The organism is Acetobacterium sp. (assembly GCF_041752335.1).
Taxonomy (GTDB): Bacteria; Bacillota; Clostridia; order Eubacteriales; family Eubacteriaceae; genus Acetobacterium.
This window is the reverse complement of record NZ_JBGSHG010000085.1, coordinates 1-15296: the sequence shown is the minus strand read 5'-3', so window position 1 is coordinate 15296 and position 15296 is coordinate 1. Positions and strand designations below refer to the sequence as shown.

Annotated in this window: 14 protein-coding genes; 2 read left to right on the top strand and 12 right to left on the bottom strand. The window is 49.2% G+C overall.

Annotated elements, in window-relative coordinates:
* The 3 genes from ACEW8F_RS11040 to ACEW8F_RS11030 form a co-directional block, all read right to left on the bottom strand.
* A partial coding sequence (locus tag ACEW8F_RS11040) for a B12-binding domain-containing protein (protein ID WP_373481693.1) occupies positions 1 to 225 on the bottom strand: 225 nt, incomplete at its 3' end.
* Positions 226 to 309: 84 nt separating this feature from the next.
* The gene (locus ACEW8F_RS11035) at positions 310 to 1686 is read right to left on the bottom strand and encodes an MFS transporter (protein WP_373483522.1); all 1377 of its coding nucleotides are present in this window, start codon (positions 1684 to 1686) and stop codon (positions 310 to 312) included.
* 781 nt (positions 1687 to 2467) lie between these two features.
* Complete coding sequence (locus ACEW8F_RS11030; protein ID WP_373483521.1) at positions 2468 to 2971, bottom strand: GNAT family N-acetyltransferase; 504 nt, start codon at positions 2969 to 2971, stop codon at positions 2468 to 2470.
* A gap of 826 nt (positions 2972 to 3797) precedes the next feature.
* Here ACEW8F_RS11030 and ACEW8F_RS11025 point away from each other — a divergent pair.
* A complete protein-coding gene (locus ACEW8F_RS11025) occupies positions 3798 to 6170 on the top strand; it encodes an ATP-dependent DNA helicase (RefSeq protein WP_373483520.1) in 2373 nt (790 codons plus the stop codon).
* A 24-nt stretch (positions 6171 to 6194) separates the two neighbouring features.
* On the opposite strand, the gene ACEW8F_RS11020 is transcribed toward ACEW8F_RS11025, so the two are convergent.
* From ACEW8F_RS11020 to ACEW8F_RS10980, 9 genes are all read right to left on the bottom strand, one after another.
* Positions 6195 to 6485 carry a nitrous oxide-stimulated promoter family protein gene (locus ACEW8F_RS11020; protein WP_373483519.1) on the bottom strand — a complete coding sequence of 97 codons (291 nt, stop codon included), beginning with the start codon at positions 6483 to 6485 and terminating at the stop codon, positions 6195 to 6197.
* A gap of 13 nt (positions 6486 to 6498) precedes the next feature.
* Positions 6499 to 6741 (bottom strand): hypothetical protein, encoded by a 243-nt coding sequence (locus ACEW8F_RS11015; RefSeq protein ID WP_373483518.1) that lies wholly within the window; start codon positions 6739 to 6741, stop codon positions 6499 to 6501.
* 15 nt (positions 6742 to 6756) lie between these two features.
* The gene (gene dinB / locus ACEW8F_RS11010; protein ID WP_373483517.1) at positions 6757 to 8010 is read right to left on the bottom strand and encodes a DNA polymerase IV; all 1254 of its coding nucleotides are present in this window, start codon (positions 8008 to 8010) and stop codon (positions 6757 to 6759) included.
* 319 nt (positions 8011 to 8329) lie between these two features.
* Complete coding sequence (locus ACEW8F_RS11005; protein WP_373483516.1) at positions 8330 to 8833, bottom strand: hypothetical protein; 504 nt, start codon at positions 8831 to 8833, stop codon at positions 8330 to 8332.
* 40 nt (positions 8834 to 8873) lie between these two features.
* Positions 8874 to 9569, bottom strand: coding sequence for a sulfite exporter TauE/SafE family protein (locus ACEW8F_RS11000; RefSeq protein WP_373483515.1), 696 nt, complete (start codon positions 9567 to 9569; stop codon positions 8874 to 8876).
* A gap of 2 nt (positions 9570 to 9571) precedes the next feature.
* Positions 9572 to 10360, bottom strand: a complete 789-nt coding sequence (locus tag ACEW8F_RS10995; protein WP_373483514.1) for an acyl-CoA dehydratase activase — start codon at positions 10358 to 10360, stop codon at positions 9572 to 9574.
* Between the two features lie 187 nt (positions 10361 to 10547).
* Complete coding sequence (locus ACEW8F_RS10990) at positions 10548 to 11906, bottom strand: 2-hydroxyacyl-CoA dehydratase subunit D (protein WP_373483513.1); 1359 nt, start codon at positions 11904 to 11906, stop codon at positions 10548 to 10550.
* The gene (locus ACEW8F_RS10985; RefSeq protein ID WP_373483512.1) at positions 11890 to 13104 is read right to left on the bottom strand and encodes a 4Fe-4S binding protein; all 1215 of its coding nucleotides are present in this window, start codon (positions 13102 to 13104) and stop codon (positions 11890 to 11892) included. Before ACEW8F_RS10985 ends, ACEW8F_RS10990 begins: the two co-directional genes overlap by 17 nt.
* The gene (locus tag ACEW8F_RS10980) at positions 13101 to 14366 is read right to left on the bottom strand and encodes a 2-hydroxyacyl-CoA dehydratase subunit D (RefSeq protein ID WP_373483511.1); all 1266 of its coding nucleotides are present in this window, start codon (positions 14364 to 14366) and stop codon (positions 13101 to 13103) included. Before ACEW8F_RS10980 ends, ACEW8F_RS10985 begins: the two co-directional genes overlap by 4 nt.
* Before the next feature lie 297 nt (positions 14367 to 14663).
* On the opposite strand from ACEW8F_RS10980, the gene ACEW8F_RS10975 reads away from it, so the two are divergent.
* Positions 14664 to 15296 (top strand): hypothetical protein (locus tag ACEW8F_RS10975; protein WP_373483510.1); only part of this gene is annotated, 633 nt, incomplete at its 3' end.

Sequence of the window (15296 nt, the reverse complement as noted above, 5' to 3'; positions counted from 1 at the left end):
TAAAACTTCTACGCCTTTTGACATGGCTTTGGCAGCGATCAGCATTTCCGGAACAAAAATTTCTCCGGATGAGAATTTATCCCCAACCACGCTCATGGAATCGACCATCGCCTGGAGAATTTCGCCGGGAGCGCTGCCTTCATCCAGGGCTTCCTGGACCAGTCCGGGAACCAGTTTTGACTTTCCGGCTTCGACCTTTGCTTTGACTTCTTCAATTTTTGACATTTTTTTCTCCTTTTATGTTTTTCTAATGATTCAGTATTTTGGACCGGAGCAGTGTGTGCACAGCGCTCCGGTTTAAAATAAGATTTATTCCAATGGTGATTGTTTTCGTTCTGCGACTTCTTGACTCATTTCAGCCATTCTTTTTGGTGTTAAGGTGTACAATCCAAACATTAACACGAGTCCGATAACCATGATGATCGCTGGGTATAAAGCGATGCCGTTTTTAATCGCCTGAACTAATTCTGGTGTTGTGGCCATATCAGCGACATAACCAACAGAACCAAGCACGGCGGCAATGATAACCGAACGGACAAAGACGGATATTTTAATCGGGAAACTGATCAGTGACATAATGAAACCACGGGCATTTTTGCCGGTTTTCCATTCGCCATAATCAACGGTAGCAGAGTACATCGCAACGCCCAGTGAATCAGGCAAACCGTAACCGATGTAAGCAACGAACATAATAATTTTGAAAGCGGTCGCTTCAAGTGGCATAAACCATACCAGCAGTAAGCCGATAACCAACAAACTGAGGGCCAGCATGTAGGTTGTTTTTTCACCCAGTCGTTTGGCAACCGGTGCGGCTATCATGGCAGCAAAGAAGCTGGAAATTGTTAATCCGGTCATGAACAGTGCCAGTCCGGGTAAATCGTTGATGACATATTTGAAATAATAGAAAGCCATTCCGAAAATAATGAAGCGGCCTAAATATCGACCCAGTTCCACCAGCATTAAGCCAATCAATGGCGGATTAACAATAATCTGTTTGAACATTTCGCCAACTGACATCTTTTCGGCTGGTTTTCCGGCTTGCGCCTCGCTGCCGTTTTGAGCATAGTCTTTGGTGATGACATAGTAAATAAGATTACAAGTGATCATAATACCGCCGGTAATAGCGGCCATAATGGTATAACCTAAAACCGGACTACCAACGCCGGCACCAATGGCGGCAATGGCTTTTACGCCAAAGTAAGAAAATACCAGGGCGCCTGCGGCATTGAACATCCCCCGGTTACTGGCCATCGAGATTCGTTCTTCCCGGACCGTAGTCAGAGCGTTGTTCATCGAAATATGGGCGGCATAGAAAGTATTCCAGACCAGATGACTGACAACAAAACCGATAAAGATAATAACTGCACTTATTTCTGCTGCGCCGCCGATTTGGGAAAACTGCAGAATATAAAAGAGGGCGGCAACAGGTGGACCAACCAGCAGCCATGAACGGTATTTACCCCATTTCATGTTGCTTTTTTCTAAAATGACCCCAGCGGTGGGTACCGCTAAAATATCAGCAATACTGGTGGCCAGTAAGATGGTGCTTACTAGCGCTAATGGGATTTTTGCAAAATCGGTGAGGAAGGCTGCAAAAAACATAACTTCGATATTGACCATGGTCTGAAATCCAAATGACGGCAATCCATAAAGATTAATGGCCGACTTTTTTAATGGTTTGTTCATAATTCTTTCTCCTTTGTGTGTTACTCTGTAATAATGAACTAACAATGACATTTTCTTCTTAATAACTGTCTGCATCTCATGCATGAACAGTCAACCCCATGTCCAACCATCAACACCCCACTCATATATCCAGTCGTTCCTGCTCCCGGAATTGATTTTACACCCTGCTTGTAGTTTGGGTGCAACCCTTTACATCCTCCTTTCTTGATGATTCATACTTAAACGGGAAGGCACTAAAGATTTTCTGCGCATTTTTTAGTAAATTGTAAATAATATTGTAATTACTATTGTATTTTCAAGATCATTGTACTCGTATTCAATAGGCCTGTCAATGATTTTTTTAGTAAATTTTATTATTTAATCTGTTTTTTGAGTGTTGTATTCGTTTTCTTTTGATGATTATCTAATATTTTGCAATTATTTTGGTGTCCCTGGCTTTCAAGTCCTGATATTCTGTCATAAGTTATTTTAAGATTTTTTATCTTTTAACTTCTATTTACAACTTTTAATCAGCCATTCCGGAGCGATAAATTATTATTCCCTTTCTTATCGTGAGTGATCCTCATCTGGGATGAAATCTATTTACATTACTTTTTTATTCCCTTAAAAGCATATATCAAACTTTTTTGTTTTTCTTTTTGCGATTCCCATTTATCCCCAAACAAAAAGAACCTCTTGCGAAGTTCTTTTTATTGTGACGATTCATGTTCTCTCACAACGACAGCTTTTTATATGCATTTAATTGACGATCTTGATGCCGCCAGGGCCAAATCCATGGTTTTTATTTTGTTAACGCATACATGCAGGAATCCTGAAGTTTGCCATTTTTATAAATACTCTTCTGAAAAATACCTTCTAGCTGAAATCCGGCTTTTTCCATAGTTCGTCGGGCCTTCTGATTTTCAGCAAAGGGGCGGCCATAGATTCTTACCATATTCGAGTCAGCAAAAGCTTTTTCACAGATCTGCTGAATGGACTGGGTCATGATCCCTTTTCCCCAGTAGGGTTCACCCAGCCAGAAACCCAGCTCGCCACTTTTACAACTGACATCTTCCTGCATCAGCAAGCTGATCGCCCCGACTGGTGAATCATCGATTGTGATAGCTTTATTCAAATGCTTTCTTTTGTTCTGGTGAATACTTTTGGTAATAAAAAGATGGGCATCATCCAGGGTGTAGGGATAGGGAAATGTGTTTCTCAAATTTTCGGCTATCTTTTCATTGTTGGCCAGGGGTACAATGCTTTCAGCATCACTCAGTTTCCATTCTCTTAGTCCAAATTCCATTTTATTGACCTCCTTTAATCATTGCCTTGCAATTTTCGAGTTTTCTGTTCAAACCCAATTTGTGCACGTCTGTTTTATAATTTTCATAAGGTTAACATCTTCTGTTATTTCTGTCAATATTTTTTCTTTTTTTGACAATATATTGCATTTACTTGTTTGTTATTTCTCAAACAACTTAGGCCTTCAGAAATATTTCGTTCATTATTTAACAGATCATCCCTTAAGCAAAACGTTGCTTTTGAATACATTTAATTCGGGTAACCTTAATCTACTTATGGACAGGTTCAATTAAAGAACGGCATACTTTTAATCCCAATGATGATATCGGTTGCCGGGGTTTTAAGTTTTTTCAAGTATCTCCAAAAACAAATGCACCTATTTAATGGTCGAGCTGTTAACCTTCTAATTTTTGCATCAATTCAGTCGCTATTTTTGATGGCGGTTGCGGGAATCAATTTTTTATCCCAAACCTCAGACCACCCATGTCATTAAATGCATTTAAATAAATAAATGCTAAAAAAATGACCTTCAGCCGCGGTAAATATTTTAATTTTCAGGGATTTACGCCCAGTTTGGGAAGATATTTCAGGCATAAAATTAAGCATTCTTTAAGATATCTTTCTCCCCCAACCATTCCTGCTACCTAAGCGGCTGGTTGATTTCATCAGCGACTCAACCCTTTTCTGACCCTTTACCCCGCCAATTACTGTCTTCCCCCACTCATCGATAGGAATCATAACCCGGCGGTAAATCTGCTATACTTTCTCCGCTTTTTAGCATAAAATTAAATCTATCAAAGCGCTATCAAAAGATCACAGGTGAAAAAATGACGAGTCAACCCGAAATAAAACTATCTGTTCGCAATCTGGTGGAGTTTATGCTCCGTTGTGGAAATATCGATTCCCAGTTTATCAGCAACGCCAGCGCCCTGGAAGGAACCCGGGCCCACCAGAAGGTTCAGAAGGACAATCAGGACAAGGGCTATACCCCTGAGGTGTCGCTAAAATACTGCTTCGCTTATGAAGGCTTCAGCTTCCGGATCGAAGGCCGGGCCGACGGCATCATCGCCGGCACTACCGGGATTATTGTCGACGAGATCAAGTCCACCAACCGGCCCCTGGAATCCATCGACGCCGATTACAGCGAAACCCATTGGGCCCAGGCCAAATGCTACGCTTTTATTTACGCCATCCAGAATGAGCTGCCGGAAATCAGCGTTCAGCTGACCTATTTTCAGCTGGACAGCGATGAGATCAAGCAGTTTCTAAAAGTCTTCAGCCAAGCCGAACTGACCACCTTCTTTTACGAGCTGATCGATCAGTACCTGGTCTGGGCCCGTCTGACCAGCGACTGGGTGGCGAAGCGAAATGCTGCCATCCGGGCCCTGGATTTTCCCTTTGTGAGCTATCGCCGGGGCCAGCGGGAACTGGCCGTAGCGGTTTATAAAACCATTGCCGAACAGCAAAAGCTGTTTGTTCAGGCCCCCACCGGGATCGGAAAAACGATGTCAACCCTGTTTCCCGCCATCAAATCAATGGCCGAAGGGCATACGGGTAAAATTTTTTATTTGACCGCCAAAACCATTGTCCGGGAGGTGGCCGAGGAAGCCTTTGCCAAAATGGCGGAGCAGGGGCTGGCTTTTAAAAGCGTCACCCTCACCGCCAAGGATAAAATCTGTTTTCAGACCGAAACCATCTGCGATCCCGATCACTGCCAGTACGCCCGGGGTCATTTTGATCGCGTCAACGGGGCTATTCTTGATCTGCTGGAGCAGGAGCACCGCCTGACCCGACCGCTCATTGAAGACTATGCCCACAAGCATCAGGTCTGCCCCTTTGAATTCTCCCTGGATTTAACGCTCTGGTGTGACTGCGTGATCTGTGATTACAACTATGTCTTTGATCCCCGGGTTTATCTCAAGCGCTTTTTTATCGATAACGGCGGCGACTACACCTTTCTGATTGACGAGGCCCACAATCTGGTGGACCGGGCCCGCTCGATGTTTTCGGCGGAGCTTTATAAAAAACCGTTCCTGGAACTGCGGCGCCTGTTTAAGGATACCGATCCCGGCATCGCCAAGGCGCTGGGGAAACTCAACACCCATATGATCGGGCTGCGGAAACTGGCTGAGACCAGCCAGCATTATCGCCAACCGGAGGCGCCCAAAGATTTCTTGCCGCTACTGCTTACGTTTATTAATCTGGCTGAAGCATGGCTGGTCAAAAACGAGGGCAACGACTCCCACGAACAGCTGCTGGAACTGTATTTCAACGCCCTGACCTTTATGCGTACCGCCGATTTTTATGATGACCGCTTTCTGACCTATGTGGAAAACGGCAACGGCGATACCAAAATAAAACTCTTTTGTCTGGACCCCTCCCACCTGCTTGGCGAAGCCATCAAGCGCGGCCGGGCGGCGATCTTTTTTTCCGCCACGCTGTCACCGCTAGACTATTTTGCGGAAATTCTGGGCGGCGACCCCGACAGCTATAAGATCAGCCTGCCCTCGCCCTTTGATGTCAAAAACCGGGAACTGCTGATCGCCGATACCATCTCCACCACCTTCCGGAACCGCGAAAAAACCTACCCCGTCATTGCCGATCGGATCAAAACGGTGCTGGCGCAACAACCGGGCAACTATCTGGTCTATTTTCCCTCCTATAAATATATGAACGCGGTGTTTGAGATTTTTAGCACCAGCTACCCGGAGGTCATCACCATCCGGCAGGCTCCGGAAATGAACGAGGACGACCGGGAGCTGTTCCTGGCTCAGTTCCGACCGGTACCCGGGGCTGCCCCGGCCGGGATGCTGGGCTTTGCGGTGCTGGGCGGGATCTTTTCCGAAGGCGTGGACTTAAAGCACGAGGGCCTGATCGGCGCCATTATTGTCGGCGTCGGTCTTCCCCAGATCTGTTTTGAGCGCGACATCATCCGCGATTATTTTAATGCGAAAAACCACGCCGGCTATGAGTATTCCTACCTCTACCCCGGTATGAACAAGGTCCTCCAGGCCGCCGGACGGGTGATAAGAACCGAAACCGACCGCGGCGTGATCGTCCTGATCGATGAGCGCTTCAGCAGCCCCAGCTATCGCCAGCTGTTTCCCCGGGAGTGGTTTCCCCATCGCCGGATCCGAAATACGGCCGAGCTGGAAAAAGCCTTGCAGGATTTCTGGGCGATAGCTGAACCCCAAAATTAACGTAAAAAAACATCTGCTGTCGCACTACGACAGCAGATGTCTGATAACCATGACGGGATGATAAAAAATCAGCCGCGATCCGCTAAAACCCATCACTTCACGAATTTTCACCTGATTCGCCTGATTATAGCAGGGGCTTGGACAGTGATTGCAAAAACCCTTTTTGTCACCGTAGCGGCAATGATCCAGGCGGTTCAAGGCATAGCTTAACAGGGCCCGGCACTCCTCACACAGATCTTGGGAGCAATGTTTTTTACGGCAATAGATTTTTATCATTAAGGTGAGGATTCTTTTCTCTCTATCTATTTTTCGCATCCGGCTTTATTCCCTATCTTTCCCTGCCCTCGACAAACCATTTGGGTTCTTCATAATAGAGACAGACTTCTTTGTTCTGGATCCGGCAGGTGTAGCGAATCCCCTGTCCGCCAACCTTCAGGGAGACCCCCGGGCGCATATCCAGAACCCGGTCGATGTTAAAAACCCGACCGTCCTCCCATAAAACCTGGAGGGGAATAATTCTGCCATCTTCCTCAAATTTTGCAATCACCGGGACAAATTTTTTTATTGCCATTTTCTAACATCTCCTTTAAAAGTAACCAATCGGATGGATAATGTGATCTTTTTTTGGGTCCAGACCGCTCATCGAATCGCCGATGGTGACAGCTCGCCGCAGGGCCAGATTGCCAAAGCGTTTGCGCAAGTCATCGACGGTATCATCAAGCCGGGCCTGGCGGACCCGAAGTTCTTCATTGCCGAACAGATCCAGCTGAATCGGGGTTGAGTCCGGCACCAGATCGGTGACCCGCACCCCCATGGAGCGGATATCCGAGCTGAAATCATAATTGTTTTCAAATAACGCGATGGCCGCTTCGGCTATTTCCCGGGTCAGATCCGAGGGCTTGGCGAGTTTTTGCTGCCGGGTGAAGCTGTGCAATTCTTTGTTGCGCACATGGATAGCCACAGTCAGGCAATAGCAGCCGGTTTCCCGTAACCGCATGGCCACGCTTTCGGTCAGCATATAGATGATCAGCTTGACATCCTTCAGGTCTTTTAAATCCCGGGGCGTGGTGATGCTGTTGCCAATGCTTTTGAGGATCCGTTCGTTGCCGTTATAATGCTCATCAAAGGCTTTGACCGGGCTATCATCCAGGCCATTGGCAAAGCGCCATAACACTGCTCCCATTTTACCAAACTGGAGGACCAGAAAATCCACGGATGTTTCGGCCAACTGGCCAATCGTCGCGATGCCATATTTGAGCAGCTTTTTTTTGGTGGCCGGGCCCACATAGAGGAGATCTCCGACCTCCTGCGGCCAAATAATTTTTTTATAATTATCCCGGGTAATGACGGTGATGGCATTAGGTTTCTGGTAGTCCGAACCAAACTTAGCAAAGATCTTGTTCCAGGAAACCCCGATCGACACGGTGATCCCCAGCTCGTCCTGGATATTTTGGCTGATTTTTTCGGCGATGGTCAAACCGCTGCCGTGAATCCGGGCACTGGCGGTGACGTCGAGCCAGGCTTCATCGAGGCCGAAGGGCTCCACCTGATCGGAATAGCGGTTGTAGATCTTCCGGGCCAGCCGGGAAAAGCGCAGATACAATTGATAATTGGGGGGCATCACCACCAGCCCGGGACATTTTCCCCGGGCCTGCCATAACACTTCCCCGGTTTTGACCCCAGCTTCCTTCGCTTTCTGGTTTTTGGCCAGAATAATACCATGGCGTTGCTCCGGATTTCCGCCCACCGCCACCGGGAGATCTCTGATTTCGGGATGATATAAACATTCCACATTGGCATAAAAGCTGTTCATATCTGAGTGTAAAATAATCCGTTCCACGGTTCACCTTTTTCATCCATTGCAACAGAAGTTGGTACATATGTTCTAAAACTATTTTATACCCTCTGCCGAGCTTTGTCAATGATTAAATTGTTTGGCGCGCCGATTTGAGCTTGTTTGGCCGGGTTGAACCACTCCTTTGGCAACCCCGAAAAAGCCCTGAAACGACTGCTATGGCTGCGTTTCAGGGCTTTTGTAAATTAACCGGACGGTTCCTTTTTTATATGAAACAATTGTTCTTTCGACCTCGCAGACGTGCCCCAATTAGTTACCGCAATTCACCTGATTCACTCAATCTGTTTTACCGCAACCCGTTTTTTTAGCTGTAGGTGGCATAATACTCAGCTTCGGCCTGCTGGGCTTTCTGGTTGCCGACGCCGCAGCGGGGGTTAAGCAATGAGCAGTTTTTACCGCAACCGCCGCAGCGCAATTGGGACATAAATTCGCTGAGGCTGGGGACATCGGGTTCGGGTTCGGTGACTACCGGTTCCGTGACGGCCGGGGTTGCTTCGACTATCGCCGGGGTTTCGACTGGTGCCGCCGCGGCCATGGTGACTGATTCGGTCTCCGTGGTGGATTCCGCAGTGCTACTGGCGGCTTCGCTGGTCGTTGCCGCGGTGCTGGCGGTATCGCTGGTGACGGCGGTGGTGACGCTTTCGCTTTCACCGGCGGCGGCATTATTCTTGACCACAATGGCCGGGGGAATTTCGGCCTGGGCGGCCATCACCTGTTCATAGCTGCGGAAGGTATTGACCCCCACCCCATAGACGATCAGTAAGGCGGCGACGGCCGCCGCGAATTGCCGGATAATTTTATTCTTCATCTTAAACACCTCCTATTTAACTCTCTCATTTTAAACCTGTTCACACTAAATTGATCAAGGCCCCGGCCGAAAACAGGGTCAGCAGCACGTAGCTGGCTAAGCGAAACCACTGCAGTTGCCGGGGAATTTCGGTGGCAATTTTCCCCGACAGCACTCCGGATAACAGTACCATCAGCAGCACCGGGGTCAGGGTACTGGCGGCGGCAAAGACCCCACCCACCAGAACGGCCGTGGCCAGCGGCAGGGTGGCGGCCACCCCCATCATCATCAGCAGCGGGGCACAGGGCGATGCCCCATAGGCCAGGCCGGCTGAAAACAGCGGCAGCAGCCCTTTGGCGCCCTGGGCGTCTGTGATACGATTCTTTTTTTCACCGCCACAACCGGAACAGCTGTGGGCCGGTTTTTTGTAATCCCGCAGCCATTTTCCGATCAGCACCAGGCCCAGAGCAATCATCGCCAGCTCCATCAGCAGGCCCAGGTTGACCCCGCCGACATAACCGGCGGCATCAATAAACTGACTGCCGATCAGCGCCGCCAGACCGCATAACAGCACCACGGCGATGACCTTGCCGATAAAAAAGCTGGAAAAAGCCAGCAGCGATTTTTTCAGCCCCCCGGCATGGGTGATGATATAGCTGGACAAAAAGACACTGACCGCCGGACTGCAGCAGGTGCCGCAGCTCAGCCCCACTGACAGGGCCGTGGCCAGAACCGGGAGCAGTAATGTCAGGCCCATGGTCAGGCCCGCTCGCTGGCAATCAGGGCGGCGCCAATGGCCCCGTTAAACTGGGGGTGTCTGGCCACATAGACGTCCCGCATCAGCTCTTCTTCAAAGGCTTTATGGACCCCGATATTCAGGGCACCGCCGCCGGTCATCAGGATATCCCCGCCTTTTTCGGCTTTTTTCATCATTTTAATGATCCGTTTGGCCATCGATAAATGCATCCCGGCCAGAATATCCCGGCGGTCATATTTCCGGGCCACCAGCGACACCACTTCCGACTGGGCAAACACCACACAGGTGCTGTTGATATCACAGGGGGCCTTGCTTTCCAGCGACAGCGGGCCGACCTGATCGATGGTGGTTTCCAGAATCTGGGCAATGACTTCCATAAATTTGCCGGTGCCGGCGGCGCATTTATCGTTCATGGTAAAGTTTTTAACGGCGTAATGCTGATCTAAATAAATGATTTTACTGTCCTGGCCGCCGATATCAATAATCATCCCCGGCCGGTAATCCGGCGGTGCGGTTAAGCGTACCCCATAGGCATGGGCGGTAATTTCGGAGATATCGTCATCGGCAATATCAAAGACCTTGCGGCTGTAACCGGTGGCCATGGTATAGCGCACCTGAGCGCGGTTGATCCCCCGGCGGCTACACATTTTTTCAATCAGGGCACTGGCCGCGGCATTATTGTCAATCCCGGTGTTGGTGACCATCGCATCCACCACCTGGTTCTGGCAGATCAGCGCCGCCTTGGTATAAGTTGAGCCACCGTCGAGTCCGGCATAATAATTTCTATTCATGTTATTCTCCTGTTTTCTAGAATCTTTCAAAACCTAACCCAGTACCGACAATTGTTACATCATGTTGTGTGCCTCAAGGCGAACAGTTGCGGTGAACAACTGGAGTATTTAAATTTACCTAATTTCGCAACTGTACGAATTGCGCGCATACAACAGATTAACAATTGGTCGGTACGGCAGTTAAGAGTCAGCCTGCTATTTCTGTTTTTTTCAGTTTGATCAGCTCAATAAAGGCTTCAATCCGGATCCGTAATTGTTCAATATCTTCTTCGTTGTAATCACTTTCGACCCGGATCACCGGGACGCCCAGTTTGCCCAGCTCATCTTCCAGGGTCTGGTATTCAAAATCATAGACCAGACAGCCCCGCAGGACGTGATAAACCACTCCCTGAACCTGATGGTCGGCAATCATCTGTTTGATCCGGTAGATCCGCTGGCTGTTGTCGACAAAGGTCGGACAGGTGCAGGGCCGGGTGTAGCGATTGGCCAGGGACCGCATCAAGCCGTCAAAGCTCTGGTCCACCACGACGGTGGGATCATAAAGCGAACGCTCGCCCATACAGGTTTCGTCGCCCACCAGAATGCCTCCGGTTTCTTCAATCAGCAAGGGGATTTTGATGTTAGGGAAAATAATCGGTGAGCCGGTGATCATAATCCGGGGTTGCTTGTCTTTGCTGACGTAGTGCTGATCTTTTTTACGCTGGGCCAGCTCCTGATTAAGGATATGCAGCTGCTGACTCCACTGCGCCACCGGCAGGTACGAAAAGGCGTTCATCAGCGCCATGGCGTGGATCCCTTTGATTAAGGCCGGGACATGTTTTTTATACTCATTGAACTTTGACATCTGATACTGGGCAAAGCCCATGGCATCAATGCTCTCTGACAGGCTTTGGTAGGTAATCGTCTGGCCGGTGACCGCTTCCAGTTCGGGAATCAGCTGATAGAGTTCCTGGACGTACTGCTCCATATCGCTATCATCACTTTTGGCGGTGGGCACATGGAGGGCGTAGGTTGGCACCCGTTCCTTTAACATGCCGGCCATTTTCTTTTTACAGTCGCAGGTAATCGGCACCACCATCAGGGCGCAGTCATCATAAATGGGCATCACTTCCATGGCCTGAAAACCCATCACCGCTTTGATCAGCGGGCAAGCATCCCGGGGCACCAGATCATCGCCAATGGCAAAGGCGGTATAACTGCCGCTGCAGAGTTTCACCGGCTGGGCCCCGACAGCGTAGATCAGCTCATCGGGGACCATCACACAATAGGTGCCGACGATTTTGGTATCGGCCGGTTTTGCGACGTTTTTCATCTCCACATAGATGTCGCTGAGGACCTTAAAAAAGGGTTGCATGGCCACCGGGGCGCCGGGTAATTCCTCCAGCCGCCGCAGATATTTGGCGGACACCTTGGTGGCTTTGTCGACAAAGCGCTGGCGTTGCCGTTCGGCCATGGTGGTCGGCGGGCTGCTGTGATGGTCGTCACGCTTATTTTCAATGACGTGCTTCATTTCTGACTGATCTTTTTTATTATTGATTAGACTCATTTTTTTCTCTTTTCCTGATCAAGCGTTTTAACCGCTTTTCGGTTTTTTTATGACCCGACATAAAGGTCTTGCGGGAGGCTTGGTAAAATTTTACCCCGCCGAAGCTCATCGCCAGGGCCTTGTTTTCCGGACATTTATCAATACATTCGCCGCACATAATACAGTCGGCGGTGGTGACATCACGCTTTTCCCGTTCGGTATAAATGGTTTTAATCCCCATCGGACAGGCTTCGTAGCAGGCCCCGCATTCGGTACAGGCCTGACCGTCTTTTTTGATGCGGAACAACGAGATCCGATGACCGAGGCCGATGAGGTAACCCAGCGGACAGATGTTACAAAAGAAACGGCGCTTGAAAAAGCTGCCGATGATCACTACAATCATGAAGAAACCGCTTAAAAACAGCGATACCTTAAATCCCGCCAGAGCCGGTGAAACCGTGATGGCCGGGCAGATATTGCAAAAGTTGCCGCCGACAAAACTGAGCCCCAGAAATAACAGCAGCAGCGTCCATTTGATCGGTTTTAAGCGCTGATAGAGTTTTTCATTTAAGGACAGTCCTTCAATTTTCAGACCCTGCCGGGTTTCGTGGGTGAGATCCTGAATCAGCCCCATCGGGCACAGGAAGCCGCAGATAAAGCGGCCCAGCACCACGATCGAGAGCAGCAGCGAGCCCAAAAAGATGCCGATTTCCGACCAGCTCATCCCCACCAGGGAGTTTAAATGGGCCAGCGTATAACAGCTGCTGTCAATCAGCTGATCCTGATTGATGGGACAGGCAAAAATCGGCAGTTCGATATTGCCAAACCCCTGCCCCAGCCATTTGACCCCGTAGATCAGGGCGAAAAAGCTGATCACCATGATCAGCCAGCGCATCGTCATAAAGCCGAATTTGCGCTGGCCCCTGACGGTGCCCCCCGGCTTCAGGCTGATCCGTTCGGCGGCAAAGCGGCCCATCACCGGATCATTGCGGACAATCCGGCGCCGCAACCACAGGCATAACACAATGCCGATAACCGCGAGCAGCAGGATGATCAGCACCGGGGTGATGGCATAGCCGCTGTTGTCGCTCCCGAACGCGTAAAAGACCAGGCTGCCGGCAAACAATGACAACAGCATCAGCAGCCCGCAAATGGCGAGCACCGTCGGTGTGAAAATTTTTCTTGAATTGATTTTTAGCTTTTGATAGATTTTTTTCATACGGCTTTTTTTTCCTCACGATAACGATGATGCGCCAGCATTTCCATAAAGGCTTCCATCCGAATTCTTAATTGCTCCACATCCTGGTACTGGTAGTCGGTTTCCAGCCGGAAGACCGGGATCGTGGCGGTTCCGAACAGCTGCTCAAAACGTTCCAGTTCAAAATCATATTCAATCTGGCCCTTCAACACATGGAACACCACCCCGTCAATCCCGCCCTGTTGCAGATGCCAGCGGGCACTCTGAAAGAGCATCTCATTCTGGGCGTAGGCAGCTGAGCAATCATAGCGGTAATGGGTCTCGATGATGGCGGTAAAGGGATCCCGCTTGCTGGCTTTGTGCCGGCTGCTGCTGGCGTATATTTTTTGAATACTGCTGTCCAGAGTGGCCCCGATCGTAAGGCCAATGTCACCGATCAGAAAGGGAATCTTATAATTGGGCAACACCACCGGTGAGCCCATCAATAAAACTTTGGGCTTGCTTGTGGCGGCCGCCGAGATCACCTGGCGGTTGGCCAGCAGTTCCAGATTCAGTTTGCGCAGCTGGCCGCACCAGCCTTTGAGATCGGTGCTGTAATAATAAGAATTAAGCACCGCCATCCGCAGGGCGCCGGAGATCAGGCCGTCCTTTTGACGACAGACCTGGATAAAATCGCGCATCAGTTTCCGGGCCGTTTCGACCAGTTGGGTGGCCTGGATCAGGTTCTTTTTCGACAGCCGCCGACCGGTATGGTCGGCCAGTTTTTCGGCCAGCTGCTCCATCTGACCCCGCCATTTAAGCCCGGCCAGGGGGTCGCTTTTATCCGGGGGAATATCCACGGTGACCACTTTTTTCCCGGCCGCACGCAGCAGATAGGCTATTTTGCGGCTGCTGTCACAGGTGATCGGGACGATGATCAGGGCGGCTGCGCCCAGATCAAAGTGATCATTTAACAAAAATCCCAGCATCGAGCGGCTGACCGGATCGGTGTCCCGGGGGACTAAATCGTCGGACCAGGCCACCGTTCCGAGACTGCCGCCGAGGATCCAAAAGGGTTTGGCGCCGGCGGCATAAATCAGTTCTTCGGGAATACTGCTGCCCAGCACCATCACCTGGGGCTGGCGCTTTTTCATATTGTCCTCTTTAAAATAGAGATAGGTTGTATTTAAAAAATAGCGGATCGCTTCGATCTGGCTGCTTTCATTAAACAAGGTTCTCAGGGTGTCCATGTATTCACTTTCGTAGCTACTGACCGGTTTATTTTTTTGCTGATTGACCGTCATCGTCTTACCTCCTAAAGTCATTCAAATTTCAATGTTCGTTTCATGTCGCTATTGTAATATAACCGTTTGTGGATCGTTTGAAGCTTATCTGAAGATTAGGTGAAGTCCCTAGTGATTTGCCGATATTTCCGTTTCAAAAACGTCGCTTTATATGCATATTCCTGCGTCTCTCATCCTTTTTTTAGCAGCGACCAATTAAATGAAAATAATATTGATTCTAGTTTAAAGTTAATGTAAAATAATATTATTGACAAGATCATTGATTTTGTGATCAATTTATGTCAACACGAGGTCGTTATGAAATCTACCAAAAAGATTTTTCTTCAACTGTTTTTGCTACTCATCGCCGTTTCTTTGCTGGTTTTTGTTCTCGAGACTATTTCTGGCAAAACCTTAAAGACCATTGAGACCCGGGATGCCTATGATGTCAGCTCTGCCAACCGTGGCGACCTCCTGTTTAATGAATTTTATCAGACCTTTTCCACCGGACAATCAACCGCTTTTCTGAAAAAATCAGGAAAAAGTACCACCGCCGAATCGGCCCAGTGGTCGATGGAACAGCTTGGCTCCCCCGACTATCCGGTCAGTGCTTATATTATTGAATACGTGACGATTAATCACGCCGGCGAAAAGATCCCCTGCTCCGGGGTTGTTCTAATTCCCGAAAAAACCGATTCAACGCCGATGCCGATGCTAGTTTATCAGCATGCCACGATCATGACCAATGGTACCGCCCCCAGCGTCAGTATTCAAAAAGCTTCTGGAGAATCCAATACGCTGGCCGGAGCATTTGCCAGTGACGGATATGTGGTAGCCATTTCTGACTATGTCGGTACCGGCCAACCCAATTGCCTGAGCTATCCCAGCGAATATTTATACGCTGACAGTGAAGCCGCCAACGGTGTGGACATCCTGATTGCTACCGGTCAT

Coding starts and splice junctions, on each gene's coding strand:
- ACEW8F_RS10985 (WP_373483512.1), bottom strand. CDS start 13,104: ATGAAAAAAATCTATCAAAAGCTAAAAATCAATTCAAGAAAAATTTTC.
- ACEW8F_RS11030 (WP_373483521.1), bottom strand. CDS start 2,971: ATGGAATTTGGACTAAGAGAATGGAAACTGAGTGATGCTGAAAGCATT.
- ACEW8F_RS11000 (WP_373483515.1), bottom strand. CDS start 9,569: ATGGGCCTGACATTACTGCTCCCGGTTCTGGCCACGGCCCTGTCAGTG.
- ACEW8F_RS11035 (WP_373483522.1), bottom strand. CDS start 1,686: ATGAACAAACCATTAAAAAAGTCGGCCATTAATCTTTATGGATTGCCG.
- ACEW8F_RS10980 (WP_373483511.1), bottom strand. CDS start 14,366: ATGACGGTCAATCAGCAAAAAAATAAACCGGTCAGTAGCTACGAAAGT.
- ACEW8F_RS10990 (WP_373483513.1), bottom strand. CDS start 11,906: ATGAGTCTAATCAATAATAAAAAAGATCAGTCAGAAATGAAGCACGTC.
- ACEW8F_RS11025 (WP_373483520.1), top strand. CDS start 3,798: ATGACGAGTCAACCCGAAATAAAACTATCTGTTCGCAATCTGGTGGAG.
- ACEW8F_RS11015 (WP_373483518.1), bottom strand. CDS start 6,741: ATGGCAATAAAAAAATTTGTCCCGGTGATTGCAAAATTTGAGGAAGAT.
- ACEW8F_RS11020 (WP_373483519.1), bottom strand. CDS start 6,485: ATGCGAAAAATAGATAGAGAGAAAAGAATCCTCACCTTAATGATAAAA.
- ACEW8F_RS11005 (WP_373483516.1), bottom strand. CDS start 8,833: ATGAAGAATAAAATTATCCGGCAATTCGCGGCGGCCGTCGCCGCCTTA.
- ACEW8F_RS10995 (WP_373483514.1), bottom strand. CDS start 10,360: ATGAATAGAAATTATTATGCCGGACTCGACGGTGGCTCAACTTATACC.